Annotated in this window: 17 protein-coding genes, 3 pseudogenes and 1 other annotated feature; of the genes and pseudogenes, 3 read left to right on the top strand and 17 right to left on the bottom strand. The window is 46.4% G+C overall.

Annotation, left to right across the window (positions count from 1 at the left end; all coding sequences use genetic code 11):
• Positions 1–247: 247 nt before the first annotated feature.
• The 4 genes and pseudogenes from BLCOC_RS08970 to BLCOC_RS27545 all read right to left on the bottom strand — a co-directional run.
• Entirely contained in the window at positions 248–1,255 is a 1,008-nt protein-coding gene (locus tag BLCOC_RS08970; protein ID WP_115625075.1) for a hypothetical protein, read from the bottom strand.
• 91 nt (positions 1,256–1,346) lie between these two features.
• A pseudogene (locus BLCOC_RS08965) lies at positions 1,347–1,541 on the bottom strand (relaxase/mobilization nuclease); the annotation flags it as partial.
• Positions 1,525–1,832, bottom strand: a pseudogene (locus BLCOC_RS08960) (plasmid mobilization protein); the annotation flags it as partial. The pseudogenes BLCOC_RS08965 and BLCOC_RS08960, both read right to left, overlap by 17 nt.
• Before the next feature lie 237 nt (positions 1,833–2,069).
• Positions 2,070–2,228 (bottom strand): annotated as a pseudogene (locus BLCOC_RS27545) (transcriptional regulator); the annotation flags it as partial.
• A gap of 141 nt (positions 2,229–2,369) precedes the next feature.
• Between BLCOC_RS27545 and BLCOC_RS08950 the strand changes: the two are divergent.
• Genes BLCOC_RS08950 through BLCOC_RS08940 form a run of 3 tightly spaced genes read left to right on the top strand, consistent with a single transcriptional unit; the run spans position 2,370 to position 3,926 of the window.
• Positions 2,370–2,942 carry a TetR/AcrR family transcriptional regulator gene (locus tag BLCOC_RS08950; RefSeq protein ID WP_115625074.1) on the top strand — a complete coding sequence of 191 codons (573 nt, stop codon included), beginning with the start codon at positions 2,370–2,372 and terminating at the stop codon, positions 2,940–2,942.
• The gene (locus BLCOC_RS08945) at positions 2,939–3,694 is read left to right on the top strand and encodes a CPBP family intramembrane glutamic endopeptidase (protein WP_115625073.1); all 756 of its coding nucleotides are present in this window, start codon (positions 2,939–2,941) and stop codon (positions 3,692–3,694) included. The genes BLCOC_RS08950 and BLCOC_RS08945 overlap by 4 nt, the downstream gene beginning before the upstream one ends.
• A 4-nt stretch (positions 3,695–3,698) precedes the next feature.
• A complete protein-coding gene (locus BLCOC_RS08940) occupies positions 3,699–3,926 on the top strand; it encodes a cysteine-rich KTR domain-containing protein (RefSeq protein ID WP_115625072.1) in 228 nt (75 codons plus the stop codon).
• Between the two features lie 212 nt (positions 3,927–4,138).
• Here BLCOC_RS08940 and BLCOC_RS08935 read toward each other — a convergent pair whose 3' ends face one another.
• The 13 genes from BLCOC_RS08935 to ispF all read right to left on the bottom strand — a co-directional run bounded on the left by BLCOC_RS08935 (position 4,139) and on the right by ispF (position 22,024).
• Positions 4,139–5,113, bottom strand: a complete 975-nt coding sequence (locus BLCOC_RS08935; RefSeq protein WP_115625071.1) for a D-2-hydroxyacid dehydrogenase — start codon at positions 5,111–5,113, stop codon at positions 4,139–4,141.
• Positions 5,114–5,161: 48 nt separating this feature from the next.
• Positions 5,162–6,475 carry a hemolysin family protein gene (locus BLCOC_RS08930; protein ID WP_018593515.1) on the bottom strand — a complete coding sequence of 438 codons (1,314 nt, stop codon included), beginning with the start codon at positions 6,473–6,475 and terminating at the stop codon, positions 5,162–5,164.
• 368 nt (positions 6,476–6,843) lie between these two features.
• Positions 6,844–7,428: a sigma-70 family RNA polymerase sigma factor gene (locus tag BLCOC_RS08925; protein ID WP_018593516.1), complete on the bottom strand. Its 585-nt coding sequence runs from the start codon at positions 7,426–7,428 to the stop codon at positions 6,844–6,846.
• 3 nt (positions 7,429–7,431) lie between these two features.
• Entirely contained in the window at positions 7,432–8,181 is a 750-nt protein-coding gene (rlmB, locus tag BLCOC_RS08920; RefSeq protein ID WP_115625070.1) for a 23S rRNA (guanosine(2251)-2'-O)-methyltransferase RlmB, read from the bottom strand.
• Complete coding sequence (locus BLCOC_RS08915; protein WP_029469788.1) at positions 8,156–8,605, bottom strand: Mini-ribonuclease 3; 450 nt, start codon at positions 8,603–8,605, stop codon at positions 8,156–8,158. Before BLCOC_RS08915 ends, rlmB begins: the two co-directional genes overlap by 26 nt.
• Positions 8,590–9,996, bottom strand: a complete 1,407-nt coding sequence (gene cysS, locus BLCOC_RS08910) for a cysteine--tRNA ligase (protein WP_115625069.1) — start codon at positions 9,994–9,996, stop codon at positions 8,590–8,592. Before cysS ends, BLCOC_RS08915 begins: the two co-directional genes overlap by 16 nt.
• Positions 9,997–10,000: 4 nt before the next feature.
• Entirely contained in the window at positions 10,001–10,672 is a 672-nt protein-coding gene (gene epsC, locus BLCOC_RS08905) for a serine O-acetyltransferase EpsC (protein ID WP_018593520.1), read from the bottom strand.
• 52 nt (positions 10,673–10,724) lie between these two features.
• Positions 10,725–10,939: a binding site (T-box leader), on the bottom strand.
• A 50-nt stretch (positions 10,940–10,989) separates the two neighbouring features.
• Positions 10,990–12,822 carry a sensor domain-containing diguanylate cyclase gene (locus BLCOC_RS08900; RefSeq protein ID WP_165907200.1) on the bottom strand — a complete coding sequence of 611 codons (1,833 nt, stop codon included), beginning with the start codon at positions 12,820–12,822 and terminating at the stop codon, positions 10,990–10,992.
• Between the two features lie 5 nt (positions 12,823–12,827).
• Positions 12,828–14,921, bottom strand: a complete 2,094-nt coding sequence (locus BLCOC_RS08895; RefSeq protein ID WP_115625067.1) for a two-component system response regulator — start codon at positions 14,919–14,921, stop codon at positions 12,828–12,830.
• 4 nt (positions 14,922–14,925) lie between these two features.
• Positions 14,926–18,162: a PAS domain-containing protein gene (locus BLCOC_RS08890; RefSeq protein WP_115625066.1), complete on the bottom strand. Its 3,237-nt coding sequence runs from the start codon at positions 18,160–18,162 to the stop codon at positions 14,926–14,928.
• A 190-nt stretch (positions 18,163–18,352) separates the two neighbouring features.
• On the bottom strand, positions 18,353–19,687 hold the full coding sequence (gdhA, locus tag BLCOC_RS08885) for an NADP-specific glutamate dehydrogenase (RefSeq protein WP_115625065.1): 1,335 nt from the start codon (positions 19,685–19,687) through the stop codon (positions 18,353–18,355).
• A gap of 222 nt (positions 19,688–19,909) precedes the next feature.
• Positions 19,910–21,463 carry an ABC-F family ATP-binding cassette domain-containing protein gene (locus BLCOC_RS08880; RefSeq protein ID WP_115625064.1) on the bottom strand — a complete coding sequence of 518 codons (1,554 nt, stop codon included), beginning with the start codon at positions 21,461–21,463 and terminating at the stop codon, positions 19,910–19,912.
• Positions 21,464–21,490: 27 nt separating this feature from the next.
• The gene (ispF, locus tag BLCOC_RS08875; RefSeq protein WP_026255292.1) at positions 21,491–22,024 is read right to left on the bottom strand and encodes a 2-C-methyl-D-erythritol 2,4-cyclodiphosphate synthase; all 534 of its coding nucleotides are present in this window, start codon (positions 22,022–22,024) and stop codon (positions 21,491–21,493) included.
• Positions 22,025–22,260 lie beyond the last annotated feature (236 nt).

Genomic DNA, 22,260 nt, shown 5'->3' with positions numbered 1-22,260 from the left:
ATCCCCACCGGGGAGAAAAGGAACGCCGCTTTTTTCATGCCCTCATGTTACGCAGTAGAGCCGAAAAAAGCCTTGTATTATGCGGCTTTACAGACACTATTTTGACGCGGCAAGGGGATTTATACCTAATTGCTCTAAAACGCTGTTTTAGAGCGTAACAGGCACTTCAAAACTGCACCCACAAAATATGGGGCGCGGTGGCCCTTCGTTGGCTGCCGCGCCCCGTTTTTTATGTTCTGCAAATGCTTTATTTCTTTACGTCCATATGTAGGGATTTTTTAGCCGCTTTTCTTACTTGTTCAATACAGCTATTTAGTTTTGATAGATTGTATGCCGCAACCCTATCATGCTCTGCATTAGCTGAAAACTTTTCCATTAGGTGATTAACAATTACTAATATTTCACAATCTGATATTGTTTGGCGCTTCAACAACTCATTTTTGAAATCATCTAATTCCAAAAGCAATATTTGGGGAAATGTTCCGATTTCACTATCCGCTAATAGTTTTGAACACTTTTCTTCTTGGTCCTTTTTCGCATTATATTGATTGATTTTATTTTGAACTTGCTCTATCACAGTTTCGTCTTGGTAGTCTTTATATTGAACATCTATATGGCTAATACAATTTGATGAAAGAACAAGTAAATCTAATAATTGCTTGCTTTTTTCTTGAACAGTTAGACGTTCACCTACAAATGAATACTCTGATATTTTGTATTTGTAAAAATCAATCGGATAAAACGAAAGCATTTCAAATATATCAATCGCAGCATTTAATAGCTGCTCAATATCCTCTAAATTAACAGATAGCTCTTTCATTTCTTTTGTCAATTTATGGGCTATGGCTTTATCTCGAAACTCTCCCAGAGCGTCTTTTAAGCGAAGTTTTGTAGCTTTGATACTGTCCGATTTCCAACATGAGCTTGAAATATGGCTACGTAACTCTGACTTAAATTCTACATTACTTAAATTTTGAATTACTCTGCTTATAAAAGTATCTATTGTAAGGACATCAGTCCCGTTGTCAAACATTATTCGGTATGTTTTCAATATCAAATGTTCAAAATTGTTCTTAAATAAATACGATATTATAATATCCGTGTCCAATATCATACGAGGTTGTGTATCGTTATGTGATATACACTCTTTCAAAAAAGCAACATCGAATAGCATAATATTTAGCTCTCTAAACAATGTCATATGATAAGATTTATATTGTTCAATAAAATCTTCGTTTAGTACGTCTTTATACATAGTTCCACCTTATCTAAAAGTAATGCTCTTGCTTACGTGTTATATGTTTTATTATACCTTGGAAATGTAAACATTTCAATCGCAATGCCTGTTATAATTCTGTTTCCCTGCCACGTTCCGGCTCTCTGTCCTGACGCAAAATGCTGTCAATGTTCCGCTTGATAACGTCGTATTCCTTGACTTGCTTTTTCAGCCTGCCGTAGTCGGCGTATAGGGCTTCTTTCTGCTCTTGGAGCGCGGTATATTCCACTTGCAGGGCGGCAACGTTTAAGAGCTTGGCACCGCCATATCTCATTCATCCCCCCTTGATTTCCTCTATGTCCTCTTGGTAGACGTTGCTCATCGCATTGACGCGCTTTGCTATCTGATTGACGTTGACCCCGATTTTCTGTATCTCGGCGGTCATTGCCTTAATGTCGCTGTGATCTACTTGCAGGATATATCCGTCGATTGCGATTTTCCGCAGATATGCAGCCATGTTCCGGGTGGGTATGAGCTTCATCTTTTCCAGTATTAAATCTCGTTCTGCTTCCGTAACGCGAAACTTGATTTGTACCGTCCTTTTCCGTCCGTTCATGCTCTAACGCTCCTTTCCGTTTTGAGAAGGTTTGGGATACTTCCCAACAAGCCATTTTCAACCGACGCGCCGCAGGCGCTGGCGGGCGAAAATATGGAAGCGGGTACCCGCTTCCTATGCTTGCTACGAAACTTTCTCCCTTACTCCTACTACAACGAAAATTCCATTTTGCCAAAGCAGGACAAAAGAAAAACGCTGCAATCCTCATTCAAGGCTGCAACGCTCTTTCCTGCCTATTCAGTTTTCTTGTTCGACATCTGCAATCTCTTTCACCGTTGCGGTTACAATCCGTATTCCCTTATCGCTCATACCGTCAAGCAGCGCGTTGAGCTGCCGCCCGGTGCTTTTCCCGGCTGTCTTGTCCGGGAAAAAGAATTGGTCTACTGATATGCCAAAATAGAATACATTCTTTGCTATACTGTTTTTCGGAAAGATGAAAAGTGGATGTACATTCAGCCATAGGAATTGACAAATTTGTTGCCCTGATATATAATTTGAATTATATATAACGCAAATTATAAAACAGGAGGTACGGATATGCCTGCAAAAGCAAAGGTTTCAAAAGAGATGATTGTAGACGCTGCCTTTGAGATTGCCCGTAAAGAGGGCATGGAAAATATCAATGCAAGGACTGTATCAGAAAAGCTAAACTGTTCTACGCAACCCGTTATGTACCACTTTGCAACGATTGAGGAATTGAAAAAAGCGGTCTATGCAAAAGCAGACTGCTATCACTCGGAATACTTAATGAAAATTAAAGACCCACAGAAGGGTACTATGCTTGGAATTGGATTGAATTATATCCGCTTTGCGATTGAAGAACCGCATTTGTTCCGTTTCCTTTTTCAGTCAAATTTTTTCACTGGAACTACTCTGCTTGAAATGATAGACGCCGAGGAACTTACGCCTGTTATTTCGGCAATGCAAGGAGCAATCGGAGGAAGTATCGAGCAAGTGAAAGAAATTTTTTTGATGGTTTTCCTGTTTGCTCATGGATATGCAAGTATCATAGCCAACAATTCATTGGAGTATGATGAAGAACTCATAAAGTCACATATAGAACGAGCGTACAGAAGTGCGATATTAGCCGTACAGGAGGAAACAAAATGAAAAAACTATATGAGAAAAGCGAGCAGACATTTGCGATTGTTTGGATTGTGATTTATTGCGTTTTGCAATCTTTAGCTAATCCACTAAATGAAAAAATAGGGATTGAATATTCTGCAAGTGCTATTTTTTGTATCGTACAGGCCACTGTCCTTTTTGTTTTTATTCGGAAAAACAATTTACTGAAACGGTACGGACTTTGCAAAACTTCCGTACCTGCCCGACGATTTCTTTACTATGTGCCACTTTTTATCTTAGCCACAGGAAATCTTTGGAACGGTATTGCTGTCAATTATTCGCTATCGGGAACTGTTTGTCGTATTGCCTGTATGCTTTGCGTGGGATTTATCGAGGAAGTGATTTTCAGAGGTTTCCTGTTCAAAGCAATAGCAAAAGACAATCTGAAATCCGCAATTATTATCTCAAGCGTAACCTTTGGTGTGGGGCATTTGGTAAATTTATTCAACGGAAGCGGTATGGACTTAGTAAGTAATTTGTGCCAAATTTGTTTTGCGATTGCGGTAGGTTTTTTGCTTGTAACTATATTTTATCGTGGTGGCAGTCTGCTTCCCTGTATTATTACTCATTCTGCTATTAACACTCTCGGTACTTTTGCAAATGAAGTGGGATTTACGGTGGAAAAGCATATTATTCGTGTTCTTGTTATGACTGTACTAACTGTTGCCTACACTTTAATCCTCACAAAGACGCTCCCGAAAAGGCAGCGGAAAAATGGGAATGACGAGGTGGATTGACTATATGACGAAAATAATTTCTGAGTGGATACGCTGCCCTGTTTGCGGAAATAAAACAAGGTTACAGATACGGGAAGATACAGAACTAAAAAACTTTCCTCTTTATTGCCCGAAATGCAAACAAGAAAGTTTGATTGACGCAAAGGATTTACAGGTAACAGTTATTAAAGGGCTTGAAATGAAAATAGCAAAGAGCGCGGCAAAGAAAAAGAGCAGCAAAATAGAGCTTTAACTGCCTTATCTCTTTACTGCTTCTTGCAGCCTTTTATAACCTCTTGTGGGATTTAGGCACCATTTGGGCACCATTCACCGAAAAAGCACCACCAACACAGGTGATAAAAGAAACGCCGAGAACGCGCAAAAAAGTAGTGTTTATGCGGGCTTCCGGCGTTTTCTAATCCTTTATCCACCTAAAATTATCTTGTGCGAGAGAGAAAAGTTCTACTATTTTTTATTTCCGCTGCAATATCCCGCCTGGAAATCCATGACATTCCTGAGTCTCTGTCCCTGCATGTACCGCTTCAGATTCTCAGTGCAGATATTCACCACCTTATCCAGAGTTTCCGGAAGATGATAAAAGCCTGATATATGGGGCGTTATAAACACATTGGGATAATCCCAAAGCCTGTGGTCTGCAGGAAGAGGCTCCGGCTTTGTCACATCCAAGGCCACGCCGGCCAGACGTCCTTCATCCAGCACCTCACAGAGTTCCTCTGTACAGACTGCATCGCCGCGTCCCCCGTTTAAAAAGAACGCACCCGGTTTCATGAGATGAAACATCTCTTTGTTGAACAGACCTCTTGTCTCTGATGTACTTGGCAAAAAGGAAACCACCACATCCGCATGGGGAAGCAGTTCTCTGCAGTCCTTCATCAGATGGGGCTCATCAATAAACTCCGGACAATTTCCGGGATTCTTCTTAACACCGATCACATAAGCCCCCAGGGCATGTGCCATTTTAGCGAAATGGCGGCCGATATCTCCCATTCCAAAGATAAGCACCGTGGAATCCGCAATGGATGTCACAGTTCCGTGTTCGTCCCAGATGTGCTTGTTCTGGCTGTCACGATAGAGATGCAGTTTCTTCTGCATGGCCAGCAGCATGGCAAACATATGCTCTGATACTGTTTTTCCGTAAGCTCCGTTGGATGTTGTGACAACTGTATTCTTATCCAGAATACCCTCTCCGGCATAGGCATCAGCTCCCGCAGAATTTAGCTGCAGCCACTCCAGTTTTTTGGAAGCCCCTATTTTATCTGCAGGGACATTCCCCAGAATGATATCTGCTTCCTGCACCTGCTCCCTGCTCACCTCTTTGATGGAGGAATACACAAAACGGTTTCCCGGTGCCGCCTCCTCCAAAAGTTCTCTATGTTCTTCTCTCACAGGTATTACTACCAGAATTGTTCTTTCCTTCATGTTGCTACCTCCCGTCTTTTCTGCTGTAACACTTTACTTCCCTCTATTTTAACAGGGCAGAGGATTTTCGTCAATCAGATGGAGTGTGGTATTGCCGATTCTATGGTTTTCCACAGAGTGTACCTTGACCCGTACGCCCAAAAATTCGCACTCGAACCGCTCACCGTTCTTCGGTACCCTTCCGATAATGCTGCAGATAAATCCGTTGAAGGTGTCGTAAGTATCCGTAGGAAGGTGGATCCCTAAGGCTTCGGCAACGTCATCCAAGGGTGCGCAGCCCTGTATCTTCCACTCTTTCTCACCGATTTTCTCAATTTCCTTCGGCCGCAGTGGCTCCTCCGCTTCATAAAGCTCTCCCACAAGGGCTTCCATCAGGTCGTGGAGCGTAGCAATCCCTGAAACACCGCCGTATTCATCAACCAGTACAGCAAAATATGTCCTGTTCTTTTTCATATTGGCAAAGAGCACATCTGCTTTCATTCCATCCGGCACAAACCATGCCTTATCTACAGCCTGCTCCATGACAGCCTCGCGTGACCTGTCCTTCATGCGGAAATAGTCCCTGGTATCCAGGATTCCCACAATATCGTCACAGCTCTCACCGCACACGGGATAAAAAGAATGACGGCTGCGGCATATTGTGTCCTCCCATTCCTGCATATCATCCTCCAGATACAACGCATCCACATCAATTCGGTGGGTACAAATCTGCTCCGCATCCATATCGTCAAAATCAAAAATATTCTGGATCATCTCATTTTCCTGGGCATCAATGGTTCCTTGGGCGTTTCCTTCCATGAGAAGCATGCGGATCTCCTCCTCGGAAACCTTCTCCTCCTCTTCCTCCGGATTGATCCCCATAAGTTTCAAGATCAGGTTTGTGGAGACTGTCAGCAGAAATACCAGGGGTGCAAATGCTCTGGACACTGTATAGAGCATACCCGACATGGACAGCGCCATGGAATCGGCCTTTTTCATGGCAATCCTTTTTGGTACCAGCTCACCAAATACCAGATTGAAATAAGCCAGTATCAGTGTGATCAGAAATACCGCTATGGATTTCAGCACTGATTCCGGAATGGACACCCCTGCTGCTATCAGCTTACCTACTAACGGCCCGGCAAAATTTTCCGCAGCAAACGCACTTCCCAGCAGTCCTGCCAGTGTAATGGCAACCTGAATGGTGGCCAAAAACCTGGCGGGCTGTTCTGTCAGGGCGGACAGCTTCACAGCCCTTTTATCGCCATCTGTTGTCAGCTTGCGCAGCCGTGTCTCATTCATGGAGATCACCGCGATCTCCGCACTGGCAAATGTAGCATTCAAAAAAATCAAAATAACCTGTAAAAGTATTGCTCCTATCATAACTCATATACCTCCTAAAATCGTACTATGGAATTTTCCCTCATAAATTCGGGGTTTAAAAAAACACAAAAAGGCACAGCCTGTATCCGGATTCCTCCGTATACAGACCACGCCTTACCTATCCATAATACGACATGGGGCAGCTAATCTGCTATATGCACTATCACTATCGTCGCTATCCTCCATGTGCGCGATCACATCCTTTCACCTTATTGTGTATTAAGATACCACCAAAATGAGCGCCTGTCAATGCTGTTATTTTTTTAACATTATGTGGCTGCTTACTATTCAGCCTTTCGGCTTTATAACAACAAAAATATGCACACAGACTGCAAAAGTCCTATGTCAAACCGCCTTCGGCAGTCCTTCTACTCTAAGAATTCTCTAATCTTCCCCCTGATCCTCTGCAGGGCATTGTCAATGGATTTGGGGCTTTTCTCCATGGCCTCCGCGATCTGGGTATACGTCATTCCCTCCAGATAAGAGTCCAGCACCTGGGTTTCAAAGGAACTCAGATGCTGCCTGATCTTCTCCTGCATGACATTCACATTTTCCCGGTCTATGACAATAGCCTCAGGGTCCTGCTGCTCAAAAGCCAGGCTGTCCAGAATAGGACTCTCCTCCTCACTCAGAGATATATAGGAGTTCAACGGCTTGTTTTTAAGCCTTCCGGACATCTCTATGGCTTTATAAAGCTGACGCTCCACACACAGATTGGCAAAGGTGGAAAAGACAGCACTTTTCCCCGGCTGATAATCTCTCAAAGCCTTGAACAGGCCGATCATGCCCTCCTGGATCAAATCTTCCCGTTCTCCGCCCACGATAAACATGGCATGCGCTTTCTTCAGCACCATCCCCTTGTACTTTTCCATGAGATAGTCCTCCAGCTCCTGCTCACCGTCTCTCAGCCGCTCTATTAATTCTTCGTCCGTAAATTGTTCGTAATTTTCCATATCTTATCCCAAAAGCCGCTGTCTCACAATTTCATAGGCCAATACTCCCGCAGCAACGGAAGCATTTAAGGAATCAATATCCCCTTTCATAGGAATGGATGCCACAAAGTCACACTTCTCTTTTACCACCCGGGATACGCCTTCCCCTTCATTTCCGATCACAAGACCCATGGGTCCCTTCAGATCAAGCTGATACATGCTGGTACCGCCCATATCTGCGCAGACAAACCACAGCCCCTCTTTTTTCAGTTCCTCTATGGTCCTGGCAATATTTGTCACTCTGGCCACAGGTGTATAGTTCAGGGCGCCGGCAGAAGTGCGGGCCACTGTGGCTGTAAGGCCCACTGCCCTGTTCTTCGGTATGATAACCCCGTGGGCACCTGCCAGATTGGCAGTACGGATGATCGCTCCCAGGTTGTGAGGGTCCTCAATGTTGTCAAGGATCACTACAAAGGGAGCCTCTCCCTTCTCTCTTGCCTTATTCAGAATGTCTTCCACCTCAGCATAGTCATAAGCTGCCGTCACGGCAATGACACCCTGGTGTTTTCCTGCCTCAGACATCTGGTCCAAACGTTCCTTTTTTACAAACCGAACCATAGTATCGTGTTTTTTCGCTTCTCTCAAAATGGTACGGACCGGACCGTCTTCACATCTCTCCAGCACGAACAACTTGTCCACCACGCGGCCTGACCGGAATGCCTCCAGCACCGCATTGCGGCCTTCTACTTTACTCTCCTGGAATTTCTCTTCCATCTGTTTCTCCTTCTTCCAAACCTATTTTTATCAGCTCCAGCATACGTTCCCACTGTTCCGTGAGATACAGGTATCCCATGAGCGCCTCAAAACCGGTTGCTCTTCTGTAGTCTGACATGCTGGCATTTTTCGCCATAGTATAAGATTTCGCGTTTCTGCCCCGCTTGTACACGGCTGCCTCCTCCTCTGTCAGGTGGGGTTTCAGCTTCTCTATCATGGATGACTGGGCAGATGCCTTTACAAGCCTGCTGGCGCGGTTATGCAGCTTATTTACCTGCGTATTGCCCTTTTCCACCAGAATGGTACGGATGATTAGCTCGTAGATGGCATCTCCCATATAAGCCAAAGTCAGAGGAGAATACGTACGGATATCCGTATCCTCCAGGCCAAACATATCTTTTAACTTTTTTAAGCTCTCTTCCATTGTACACCTTCTCTTGTGTCTTTTAAAATGATGCCCATGGAGGCCAGTTGGTCACGGATCTCGTCTGCACGCGCAAAATCCTTTGCCTTTCTGGCAGCCTGGCGCTCTTCGATCAGGCTTTCTATCACAGAGTCCAGGACCTCTTCCTTTTTATTCACCATCAGCCCAAGCACATCACACAGGCCTGTGATCTTATCAAAGAGCAGTTCCGCAAATGCTTTGGTGCTGCTGCCGTCCACCTGAGTATTGGCGAATTTTACAAGCTCAAAAACGGCTGCGATGGCATCTGCCGTATTGAAATCATCCTCCATGGACTCCTCATACTTCTTCACAAGCCCTTCGATCTCCGGAAGCATTGCTTTCTCTGACTGGGAAAGCTCCTCACCCTGGGCACTTTCAAGGAGATGTTTTAGCTGGTCCACACAGGTCACAATACGGTCCAGTGCATTCTTGGATGCCTCCATCAGCTCTGCACTGAAGTTGAGGGGACTTCTGTAATGGGCGTTCAGCATGAAAAAGCGCAGAACCTGCAGGTCATATTTCTCGCCGATCTCACGGACAGTAAAGAAATTCCCCAGAGATTTTGACATTTTTCTATTATCAATATTCAGGAACGCATTGTGCATCCAGTATTTTGCAAAAATTTTTCCATTGCAGCACTCAGACTGGGCGATCTCATTCTCATGATGGGGAAATACCAGGTCCTCGCCGCCTGCATGAATGTCAATCTCCTCACCCAGGTATTTTTTTGACATGACAGAGCACTCAATATGCCAGCCCGGCCTTCCTTCGCTCCAGGGTGATACCCAGTAAGGCTCCCCTTCCTTTTTCGGCTTCCACAGAACAAAATCCAGAGGATCTTCCTTCTGGTCCTCTCCTGATACCTGGATGGAACGAAATCCTGACTGCAGGTCATCCAGATTCTTGTGGGACAGCTTACCGTACTCCTTGAAATTCTTAACTCTGAAATATACCGTACCATTCACCGCATAGGCAAAACCCTTGTCAATGAGAGTCTGGATCATTTGGATCATACCATCAATTTCCTGGGTTGCCAGGGGATGTGTGGTGGCGGGCTTTACATTCATATCAGCCATATCTTTTTTACATTCCTTGATATAGCGCTCAGAAATCTCCTCTGCGGGAACCCCTTCCTCGATGGCTTTTGCAATGATCTTATCATCCACATCTGTGAAATTGGATACGTAATTTACCTCATATCCTTTATACTCCATATATCTTCTGACAGTGTCAAATACGATCATAGGCCTTGCATTTCCTATATGGATAAAATTGTATACGGTTGGCCCGCACACATACATTTTTACTTTTCCTTCCTCTAAGGGAATAAAATCTTCTTTCCTCTTTGTCAGTGTATTGTAAATCTTCATGTCTCTACTCCTTTTCTTCTATCAATTCCTGAAATGCGTATTCCAGCTTCTGCAGCTTTGATTTCAGATTTTCATTCTCACTCTGTAGTTTCCTGATATCCTCCAAAACCGGGTCCGGAAGATGGATCTGGTCCATATCACTTCTTGGCACCTTCTGATTCTCCCGCTTCACAATACGCCCGGGTACGCCAACCACAGTACAGTTGGGCGGTATCTCCTCCAGCACCACGCTTCCCGCACCGATTTTTGAATTCTCTCCTATGGTAAAGGAACCGAGTATTTTTGCACCGGCACTTACCATCACATTGTCCTTCAGGGTAGGGTGGCGCTTGCCGGTCTCTTTGCCTGTGCCGCCCAAAGTCACTCCCTGGTAAAGAGTCACATTATTGCCTATGACTGTAGTCTCTCCAATGATAACACCGGTACCATGGTCAATAAACAGTCCCTTTCCTATTTTTGCCCCAGGATGGATTTCAATACCTGTTTTTCTGGCTGCCCTCTGGGAAATCCATCTGGCAAGGAAATAATGGCCGTTTTCATAGAGCCTGTGAGCCCTTCTATATTGGATCATGACACGGAAGCTGGGATACAGAAGGACTTCCAGCGGCGTCTTGATCGCCGGGTCTCTTTCCTGGATAACCTGAAATTCTTCTCTTATATGTTTAACAAATCCCATGGTCTGTTTCCTTTCTATAATAAAAAACGTCTCTATATGGCTGTTCCTGCCATATAGAGACGAAGATATCACTCCGCGGTTCCACTCTACTTGAGGACGATCTGTCCCCCGCTCATACCTTTAACGCAGGTCTGCGGACCTTCCTGTCAGACAGGCAGGTCAGCTCCCGGACGCACTTTCACCTTTTCCTTTTCGGACAGCTCTCAGCCGGTGACTGTCCTTCTCTGTAAAAATTCCCAGGCTACTCTTTCCATTCACAGCTTTTTCCATATCTGTCTTTAGTTTATGCATAAATGGCCTGTTTGTCAATGGATTTTTCACCTGCTGATGCAAAAACCGTCTTTATCCGACTTTTTCACCCGGTACATGGCCGTATCCGCTGCCCGGTAAAGCTGTGGGAATGTGGCCCCGTCCCTGGGGCTTATGGCAACACCAATGCTGGCGGATACCGGTTTTCCCACACCCTCCACCTGAATGTTTCTTATCTCCTCTAATATCATATCAGCTTTCTTTTTCGCCAGTTCTGAATCCACCTTACCCTGCAGGAACACTGCAAATTCATCTCCGCCCATGCGCACCACCAGGTCATCCGAGCGAAAAGTTTTGTTTAAAACCTCACCGACTTTTCTCAGGACAATATCTCCGACCTCATGTCCCCATTTATCATTGATGCTTTTAAAATCATCAAGGTCGATCATAAAAAGCACACCTGCCGTATTTTCTTTTAAGCTCTGGGATATCTTCCCTACCGCGGACTTATTATAAGTGTTGGTCAGCACGTCCCTCTCGCTGATTTCTACCAATCTCTGTTCTCTTTGCTTGATATCCGTTATATCCTGAAGCTTGCCCACCACCACGCTGTCTTTGGCTTTTCCGTTAAAGATAGCCTTAAGATGGCAGGAATACCAATAATACCGGCCTTCTTTTCCCTTTACCCTGAGCTGTATGCTTCTGGTATCCAGAGAATGGGGCATTTCTTTTAAAGTGTTGTACACCATCTCCCTGTCGTCAGGATGTATGAGTCCCTTATCGATCGTATGGGAAAATTTTTCAAAACGAAGAGTATCCAGTCCCAGCATACTCCTGGCATTATTGGTGAACTCCAATACATCCTGCCCGCAGAAATACTCGAACAGTGCAGTGTCGGAGAACTGGGCAAGAGCCGCAAAGCGCTTCTGTTCCAGCACACGCTCTCTCTGCTGTCTTCTGAGCACCGCAAAGCCTGCACAGACCGCAGCCATGGTGAGAATTATGAGAAGCATTCCCGTAAGAAGTACGTTTCGGTAGACTGCGCGGGAGCTGACCAACACATCCTCCTCGCTGACAAAATTGACAATGTACCAGCCATTGTAATCCATTTTTTCCACAGACACATAAAAATGCAGCCCGTCCAGCAAAATCTTGTCTGCAATTTCCGTATTTTTGCTGTTTTCCAGCATATCTCTGACTGTTTTTTCATCTTCGGAGGAAATCCCTCTTTCCTCCAGGATTCCAAAGAGACTGCTGTCCGTGGTAAAATCAGGAATCCTGGAATAGGCGATCTCGCCGTCTCTTGTTGCTATGAATGTTCTGACTTTCTTATACATTTTGCTTTCCTGCGTCACGGAAGTAAGGATGGTAGCCGGGATTTCCGTCTGCAGTATCCCGGTGACCCGCCCACCCTGTGACACGGGAATTCCCACCGCAAAGCAATATTTCCCCTTCTCATCCACACAAAAATGGTCGGATACGGTGGAACCCTTTTGAAGGAGCTGCTGATAGACCTTCTGTTCCGTAAACCAGCATTCTCCCTTTTCCAGTTCCTTTCTGATCTCATCCATATCCAGATATTCCAGATGGTATCCCTTATTCTTATCTCCGATACGGTTCAGAAAAGGGGCAAACCATTCCTCTTCAGCTGACAGGCCGTTGGTATCCATCACTGCCGCTATGGCACTCATCGTATTTAAAATATCCGATATTTTCCCGTTGAGCTGCCTTTTCTGATTCTTCGTGTAGGCGGAGAGATTATTTCCGATCAGCGTATCATACTCCTCATTGAGCTTTTTCTGCTGTACGGCAAAAATTGAGGAGACCAGAATAATAAATATGAGACAGCAGGTTCCAAGCACTCCCAGCAGTTTTCCGGTCTTTTCGGGATGTTCCTTCATAGCCATCAGCCCTTTACATTTTCTCTTGCCATCAGCAGATTGGTAAATGCATCTGCAGGCATAGGTCTTGCATAGTAATAACCCTGTCCGTATTCGCACCCCACAGAGCGCAGAAAGTCTCCCTGCTCTTTTGTCTCGATCCCTTCAGCAATGGTATGCATGCCGAGTTTTTTCGCCATACGCACCAGGGATGCCAGAATCTCAGGTCCTCTTCCTGAAATACCCTGGTTCTCCAGGAATTTCATATCCATTTTCAGGATATCCACAGGTACATCCTTCAACATATTCAGAGAAGAATATCCGCTGCCAAAGTCATCCATCAACACCTGGAATCCATAATTCTGCAGCTCTTTCATGGCAGCCAAAAGCTGCTGTGGATTGTCCGTATAAGCACTTTCCGTAATTTCCAGCCGCATCATTCCCGGTTCCAGCCGGTACCTCTCTGTCAAATCTATAATGCTTCTACAGAGATTGGGATCATTAAATTCCAGCCTGGAAACATTTACGGACACAGGGACACAGTTCAGTCCCCGGCGCCCCAGTTCCATAATGTTCCTACAGACTTCCTCTCTGATATAGGCGTCCAGTTTAATAATGAACCCATTATGTTCAAAAAACGGGATAAAGAATCCCGGTGACACCATTCCCTTTTCCGGATGGTTCCACCTCACCAGGGCCTCCGCACTCACCACTTCCCCTGTTTTCAGATCCACAACAGGCTGATAATAAACCTCAAACTGCCTTTGGAGAAGTGCCTCCTCCATGGAATTGGTGAGCTGCTGCTCACTTAAGACTACCTGATGAAGCTCATCATTGTACACCGCGTAAGAGCGATTTGAATTTCCTTTTACAGTGCGCAGTGCCAGATTGGCTCTGTCGCACATCAGATCCACAGACATGTCTCTGTCCTCTACCGTGTAGACGCCATAATAGAGATTGATCTTCTGTTCTATCTTCACAGACGCAAGGCTCTTGTCCATCTGCTCCCGCACATACTGCAGCTCCTCTGTGCCGGCGGGCAGGCATACAGCAAAATGGTCCGCCTCCAGTCTGCCGTAGGTTCCTTTATCTTTCAGACATTTTTGGAGACCCTCGGCGATGAGGAGCAGTATCCTGTCACCCATAAAATTGCCGTATAACTCATTGATCACCTTAAAACGCTCTATGTCAAACTGCACCATATTGTAGGTGCCATTTGGATTCTGTCTCAGAAAATCCGCTGTCTTTCTACAGAAGGTAGAACGGTTATAAAGGCCGGTGAGAGCATCGTGCTCCAGCAGATACCTAAGCTCCTCATTTTTCTGTTCTATGAGAAGCTCATTCTCCCTGCTCTCCGTCACGTCAATATTTACAATGCGGTACACAGGCACGCCATCCTCCTCCTTGTATTTCAGCGCATTCAGGCTGAACCACCTGAGGATCTGGTCCTTTCTTCTCACCTGATGGACCAGAGAAATCCTGTCACTGCTGTCCTGATTTTCCCTGAGCCGCTTAAGTATATATTCCGTATCGCCTCCAACCCATAAAACAGTCAGATCCTTGGTAAACTTTTCCTGGAATTCCTCCCTGTCATAGCCGAACTGACGGCAGAATCCATCATTAAAATATTCCACCTGTACCTTATCTGTCACTTTCCAGACACCGATGCCGCCCGGAACAGAATCAATCAGGGAATTCAATTCATTTCTCGTCTCAAAAAGAGCATTCTCCAGCCTTTTTCGCTCCAGAATATGCTTGACCACTATGTTTTCCACACGTTTTTTTACCACCATGGCCCGGTATGGCTTGTTGATAAAATCATCCGCCCCAAGTATGAGGGCACGCTCCTCAGACTTTTCTTTCTCTGAGGTAGCCATAATCACCGGAATGCCTGAAAGGCTTTCCTCTTCTTTCATGGCTTTCAGGACTTCAAATCCATCCATGCGCGGCATGACAATGTCCAACAGGACAACATCCACCGGCTGGCTGCGCAGGATTTCCATGGCTTCCACTCCGTCTGCAGCCTGGAGAATGCTGTACTCATCATCAAAGATGTTCTCCAGGAGTGCTCTGTTCAATTCTACGTCATCTGCAATCAGCATGGTTTTTTCTCTCTGCATCTATTTATAACCCTTCCTCGTTTTTCTCCTGTCTGTTCCCATATACTACGGACGCTCTGCAGAATTTTTCTATCATGTCCTGCATCTTTTTCACGTCCACGGGCTTTGCCAGAAAACCGTTCATACCGGCCTTTTCAGCGGCCTCCACATCCTCCTGAAACGTATTGGCAGTCATGGCCACGATGGGCACTGAGAGAGAATCCTCCCGTCCCATATGACGAATTGCCCGCGCAGCCTTCAGACCATCCATAACCGGCATTTTTAAGTCCATCAGTATCATTCCATAGGTCTCCGGCCTGCTGTCTGCAAAACACTGGACGGCCTGTTTTCCATCTGCTGCCAGGTCTGTCCGGATTCCCCACATTTTCAAAATTTCTGCTGTTATCTCCGCATTGATCTCATTGTCCTCTGCCAAAAGGACTCTTAAATCCTCCCATCTGCACTCACACCCGGAAGTATCCTCTCTGCAGAGCGTTCCCCTTCTCAAAGGCAGCGTAAAGGAAAACGCAGCGCCTTTGCCCGGACAGCTTTCCACGCTCAGAGTGCCGCCCATAAGTTCTGTCAGGCTTCTGCTGATGGACAGGCCCAGGCCGGTTCCCATCTGGCGGCTCTCTGTTTCTTCTACCTGTTCAAAAGCTTTAAAGATCCTCTCCTGATCCTCCCGGGCAATCCCGATCCCTGTATCTTTTACCAGAAACCGTACCGGCAGAATCCCCTTCTCTTCCGGCTGCACCACTGCTTCCAGAAGAATGCTCCCGCCCTCAGGCGTAAACTTCACAGCATTTGACAGAAGATTCAAAAGGATCTGCTTAATATGCATGCTGTCACCTTCAAAAGCATCCTCCTCGTTCTCCGCGCGGAGGGTAAAATGAATATTTTTTTCCTTTGTCTGCAAAAGAAGGATATCCGTAATCTCCCTCATCATCACGCCCAGGGAGAAGGGGTCCTCTGTTATCTTCATCTTGCCGTTTTCTATCTTTGACATATCCAGAATATCGTTGATCAGCGCCAGCAGATAACCGGCAGACACTCTGATCTGTTCCAGTCTGGTCCTGCAGCTGTCAAAGCCCTCCTCTGATCTGAGGCACAGCTCCGTAAGGCCGATGACTGCATTCATAGGCGTTCGGATTTCGTGGCTCATCCTGGAGAGGAAGTCAGATTTTGCCCTGTTTGCCCGGTCCGCGGCTCTCAGCGCTTCTTCGAGCACCTGGCGGCTCTCCTCCTCCTTCTTCATCACATCATGCACGTCTCTGGATGTCATCAGGTACATATCCCTCTGCCCTTCAAAGCAGCAGATGCGCAGCTCCTTATACCTTCCCTTATCGGAGAGATAGATAAACTGTACCAGATCCGTATCTTTCCGAAGGCACTGTTCCAGATTTTCAAGACTTATCTTGGAGATCCACGCATCCCGGTCCTGCTCTGCCACATAGTACCCGGCAAACTGTTCCAGGGTTTTGTCATACATTCCCGTAAGGGGAATATCCGGGTATGCCTCCTTATCGGAAAACCTTATGGCATACTGGTTCTTTTTTGCATCTATGATACTCAGATACTCATAATCATGCTCCATGGTAAAATCATAGATAGCCTGAAGACGAATATTGTCCAGCTCCGCATTTTTTTCTTTTGTGATGTCTTCCGTGATTCCTATGTAGGAAATCTGGCCTTCCCCTGTCCCATGCTCTACCGCAGACAAAAAAGATCTGCACCAGATTCCTGTCTTCCGGCTTCTGAATACACAGGCGGCAGTCTTTTCCCCCTCATAGATCTGTCGGAACATTTTCCTATAGTCCTGTGCAAACTCTTCCTCCACATGTTCCTCAATGAAGCTTTCCGGCATATGAGCATACTCTTTTCTGCATCTGAAATACCGACATGTGCGCTCAGAATTTATCAGTATCCTCTTCTCCGGATAGTAATAGAAATCATAGAAGGCTGTATTCTCCAGGGAAAACCGCAGAAGCTCCCGGCTGGCCTCCACCTGCCTTTTAAGGTTCACATTCCGCAGTTCTGTCTCCTTCCGCTTGTGGATGTCAATAAACACACTTTGAAAGACCAGGTCCCCGTCTATATCATAGAGCAGCTCCGCATTGCCAACGATCCAGCATTTATCTCCGTTCTTTTTGAGCAGTCTGTATTCATACCCTTTCCGGTCCCCGGCTTTTTTGAGGGAAGAAAATTCCTCTATCACCCGTTCCCTGTCCTCTTCTGCCACCAGTGCCGGCAGATTCCAGATCTTTTTTGCCTGAAACTCCTCCGGGTCATATCCGAAAATGCGCATGGCCTCATTATTGGCCATCTTAAATTCCACGCTCATGTCATCCTTGGCTTTATACTGGACGATACCGCACAGTACAGACTGCAAAAGCCTGTCATACCATTCCTTCTGCCTTTCGATCTCCTGTCTGTGCTCCACTTCATCTGTGATGTCCCGGATGGTGCTGATGCAGATTTCCCTTCCGGAATCAGAGACAGCCTTTCTGCCCATATCATTGACCCAAAGGTAACTTCCGTCCCTGCGCCGCATGCGGTACTGTACTTCGTATTCCTCTCCTTTGGCAAGGGCTGCCTCCACAACGGCATCTATATTCGGAGCATCCTGGGGGTGCATACAGTTCATCACTTTGCCGTCTATATCCCTCACGTATTCATCATAAGAGGCATATCCCAGGTAATTGAGTAGCTGGTCATTGATAAAATACAGAGGAAAGCCTTCCTCTATATATCCGCCCATCATCCCTCCCGGTATACTTCGCTTGATCAGATCCATGGAACGGCCGGAAATCTGCTTTTCCATCTCTTTTCTGGACTCCCTGCCGTTGGAATCCGGAAAATAAGAACCCTCTTCCTGATCTGCCGCCGCTACCGACGCATGGATAGAGACTATCTTCCATCCCTCTTCTTCCCTTATGCAAAAGGCTGTGACACGAAGATATATGGAGATTTCCTCCTCCGGCTCCCTGCGTCCTACCTGCATCTGGATCAGAACAGAAGTACACTCACCCAGGTCTCTGCTCTCTATGTATTCATAATTTATATAATAGGGCACGGGGTCCATTTCCATCTCTTCCCTGAGTGCCCTCATGGCTTCCGTCTTGTCTCTTGCAAATTCCTGTTCACCGGTTCCTATCCACTGGATCTCACGGTGCAGATAGACCTCCGTCTTCTCCACACTGCGTTCTACCAGATAGGCATTAAAAAATGCTTTTACCAAACTTTCCGCGAAAGGGTTCTTCATGTATACCTCCCCTGCATCTTCCTGCAGTTCTGATTATCTTTCATTATAGCTCACTGCGCGCCTGCAAACAAGATTTTTCAAGACAAAAGCGGGCGCAAAATCTTAAGATTCTGCACCCGCTGCTTACAAGAGGCTGATTTCTATCTATTTTATCTTAATTTTCAAGGAAGGCTGTTCAAATCATACGTTATCAGCAGATGCCCTGGGCAAGCATTGCTTCTGCAACTTTTTCAAATCCGGCTGCATTGGCGCCAACTACATAGTTGCCCTCACTGCCGTATTTTTTAGCTGCGTCCACCATATTGTGGCAGATGTTGACCATGATACCCTGTAATTTAGCGTCTACTTCTTCAAAGCTCCAGCTAAGACGTTCACTGTTCTGGGACATCTCCAGTGCTGAAGTTGCAACGCCGCCTGCGTTAGCAGCTTTACCCGGTGCAAAGATAACGCCGTTCTCCTGCAGATACTCGGTAGCTTCCAGTGTGGTAGGCATATTGGCACCTTCACATACCGCAATGCATCCATTGGCTGCTAACTGTTTTGCGTCTTCAAGCTGCAGCTCGTTCTGTGTTGCACATGGAAGGGCAATATCCACTTTCACGCTCCATACACCTTTGCCTTCATGATACTCTGCATTTGGTCTGTATTTCTTATACTCTGTCAGACGGGCGCGTTTTACTTCTTTGATCTCTTTTAAGGCTGCCAGGTCGATTCCTTCCGGATCATAGATCCAGCCTGCAGAGTCAGAGCAGGTCACCGGCTTAGCGCCTAACTGATATGCCTTCTCAATGGCATAAATGGCAACATTTCCCGCACCGGATACTGCAGCGGTCTTGCCGGCAAGCTCTTTGCCGTTTAACTTCAGCAGTTCCTCTGTCAGGTATAAAAGTCCATATCCTGTAGCCTGTGTTCTCACCAGAGAACCACCATATGTCAGGCCTTTTCCTGTGAGAACTCCCTCGTAAGCGTCGCGGATCCTCTTATACTGGCCGAACATAAATCCGATCTCTCTTGCGCCTACACCGATATCACCGGCAGGTACGTCAGTGTCTGCACCGATGTGTCTGTACAGCTCTGTCATAAAGCTCTGGCAGAAAGCCATAACTTCTCTGTCTGATTTTCCTTTGGGGTCAAAGTCAGAACCGCCTTTGCCGCCGCCGATGGGAAGTCCTGTAAGAGAGTTTTTGAAAATCTGCTCAAATCCCAGGAACTTGATGATTCCAAGGTATACGGACGGATGGAAGCGAAGACCTCCCTTGTACGGTCCGATAGCGCTGTTGAACTGTACGCGGTAACCTTTGTTCACCTGCACATTGCCTTTGTCATCTACCCATGGTACGCGGAACATGATAATGCGTTCCGGCTCTACCAGACGCTCCAGCAGTGCTTCTTTGCGGTATTTTTCCTCATTTGCTTCAACAACCGGTTTCAGGGACTCCAGGACCTCTCTGACAGCCTGATGAAATTCCGGTTCACCTGGATTTTTCTTAACTACTGATTCAATTACCTCATCTACGTATGACATGACGATCCTCCTATAGTGATATGTGTAAAACTTATGTAGGTTATTATAAAACCTGTTGCCAGATTTTGCAAGTTCTATTTTTCATTCTTGCAGATTTTTTCATAAATTTTACTTTTTTGAGATTTTTTCCAGGAAAAGTGAATCTTTATTTTGTGAAAGTGTCATATACTTCTTTGGTTTAAAGTGTTTTATTTGTAGTGTATTGACAATGGCCAGTCTCTGTCAGATCCTGGTCGTCCATTCAGAGCAGTCCCACACCTTGGAAACCAGGCCGTCATAGAACTCCGGTTCGTGGCATACCATGAGGATCGTACCTTTATATTCCTGCAGGGCACGCTTTAATTCCGCCTTGGCATCCACGTCCAGATGGTTGGTGGGCTCATCCAGGAGCAGCAGGTTGGTCTGCCGGTTCAGGATCTTGCAGAGGCGGACCTTTGCCTGCTCTCCGCCGCTCAAAACACGCACCAGACTCTCAATATGTTTGGTCGTCAGTCCGCATTTTGCCAGAGCTGCCCTCACTTCATACTGGGTGTAGGCAGGAAACTCCTCCCATATCTCCTCAATACAGGTGCGTTTGTTGCCCTGAGGCATTTCCTGTTCAAAATATCCGATCTCCAGATAATCTCCCAGATGTACTTTGCCCGACAGCGCGGGGATCAATCCTAAAATGCTCTTCAGCAGAGTGGTCTTGCCGATGCCGTTGGCACCTACAAGGGCTATCTTTTCCCCTCTCTCCACCGTAAGGGTCAGGGGCTTTGAAAGGGGTTCCTCATAGCCTATGACCAGTTCCTTTGTCTCCACCACAAAGCGGCTGGGGGTTCTGGCTGTCAGAAAGTGGAATTCCGGCTTTGGCTTTTCCCTGGCCAGCTCAATGACATCCATCTTGTCCAGCTTCTTCTGTCTGGACATGGCCATATTCCTGGTAGCCACACGGGCTTTATTGCGCGCGACAAAGTCCTTCAGCTCACTGATCTCCTGCTGCTGCCTCTGGTATGCCGCCTCAAGCTGGGCTTTCTTTACTGCATAGACTTCCTGGAAATGGTCATAGTCCCCCACATACCGGTTCAACTGCTGGTTATCCATATGATAGATCAGATTCACCACCTGGTTCAGAAATGGTATGTCATGGGAGATCAGTATGAAGGCATTTTCATAATCCTGCAGATACCGTTTCAGCCATTCTATATGCACCTCATCCAGATAGTTGGTGGGCTCATCCAACAGAAGGATGTCCGGTTTTTCCAGGAGCAGCCTTCCTAAGAGCACCTTGGTCCTCTGGCCGCCGCTCAGATCCGTCACATCCTTGTCAAGGCCGATATCGGAAAGTCCCAGTGCCCTGCCCACTTCCTCCACTTTAGAATCTATAATGTAGAAATCATGCATGGTGAGCATGTCCTGAATGGTGCCCAGTTCCTCCATCATCCGTTCCAGCTCCTCCTCTGATGCCTCTCCCATGCGGTCGCAGATGGAATTCATGTTCTCCTCCATCTCAAAAAGCCAGGCAAATGCGGACTTCAGCACATCACGGATGGTCATTCCCTTTACCAGTGCGGTGTGCTGATCCAGATATCCCACACGGACATTTTTTGCCCACTCGATCTTTCCCTCATCCGGCATCAGTTTATTGGTGATAATATTCATGAAAGTGGATTTTCCCTCGCCGTTGGCACCCACAAGACCGATATGCTCGCCCTTTAAAAGGCGGAAAGATACATCCTGAAAAATAGCCCTGTCACCGAAGCCGTGGGACAAATGTTCTACGTTTAATATACTCATTGTTTCCTGATCCTCTCCTGTTGTTTATTACTGTCTCTGGCAGCACCCGCCGCAGCCTCCGCCTGTGCGGTCATCCACCATAAGATCCCTGGCATCTGTAAGCGCGCAGACAGCCTGAGCGGAAATCCCCTCACCTGTGCCGGTAAAGCCAAGCCCTTCCTCTGTGGTTGCTTTGATATTGACCTGGTTTTCCTCCAAATGCAGGACCTCTGCTACATTTTTTACCATATGCTCAATGTGGGGCATCATTTTGGGTTTCTGCGCAATAATGGTGGCGTCAATATTGTTGACGACATACATATTTTCTTCCAGAAGGGTGCCCACATGCGCAAGCAGCTTCATACTGGAAATCCCCTTATATTCCGGATCTGTGTCCGGGAAATGTCTTCCGATATCGCCAAGCGCTGCTGCCCCCAAAAGCGCATCCATAATGGCATGCAGAAGCACATCCGCGTCGGAATGTCCCAGAAGGCCTTTCTCCCAGGGGATATTCACTCCCCCCAGTATCAGATCCCTTCCCTCCACCAGTTTGTGTACATCATACCCCATACCTACACGTATCATGATAGGTCTCCTTTCCTGCCGTGGTTTTATCTATTCTGCGGACTGCCCGCCGGATTCATCCGCGGTTCTCCGCTTTCTCAATCTTCATTTTCGGCCATACGCAAAGTATAACAGATAAGCCCTCCGCATGACAAGGCCGTCCTATGCACATCAATCCGAAACTTTAACAAGCAAAACTGTCATTGACATCTAAAAAGCAGAACACCACGTTCAAATGATGTTCTGCCCTTTTA

The sequence above is a fragment of the Blautia coccoides genome, assembly GCF_034355335.1.
GTDB classification, from domain to species: Bacteria; Bacillota; Clostridia; order Lachnospirales; family Lachnospiraceae; genus Blautia; species Blautia producta.
Note: the sequence above shows the minus strand (reverse complement) of the source record. Positions and strands in the feature narration are given on the sequence as shown.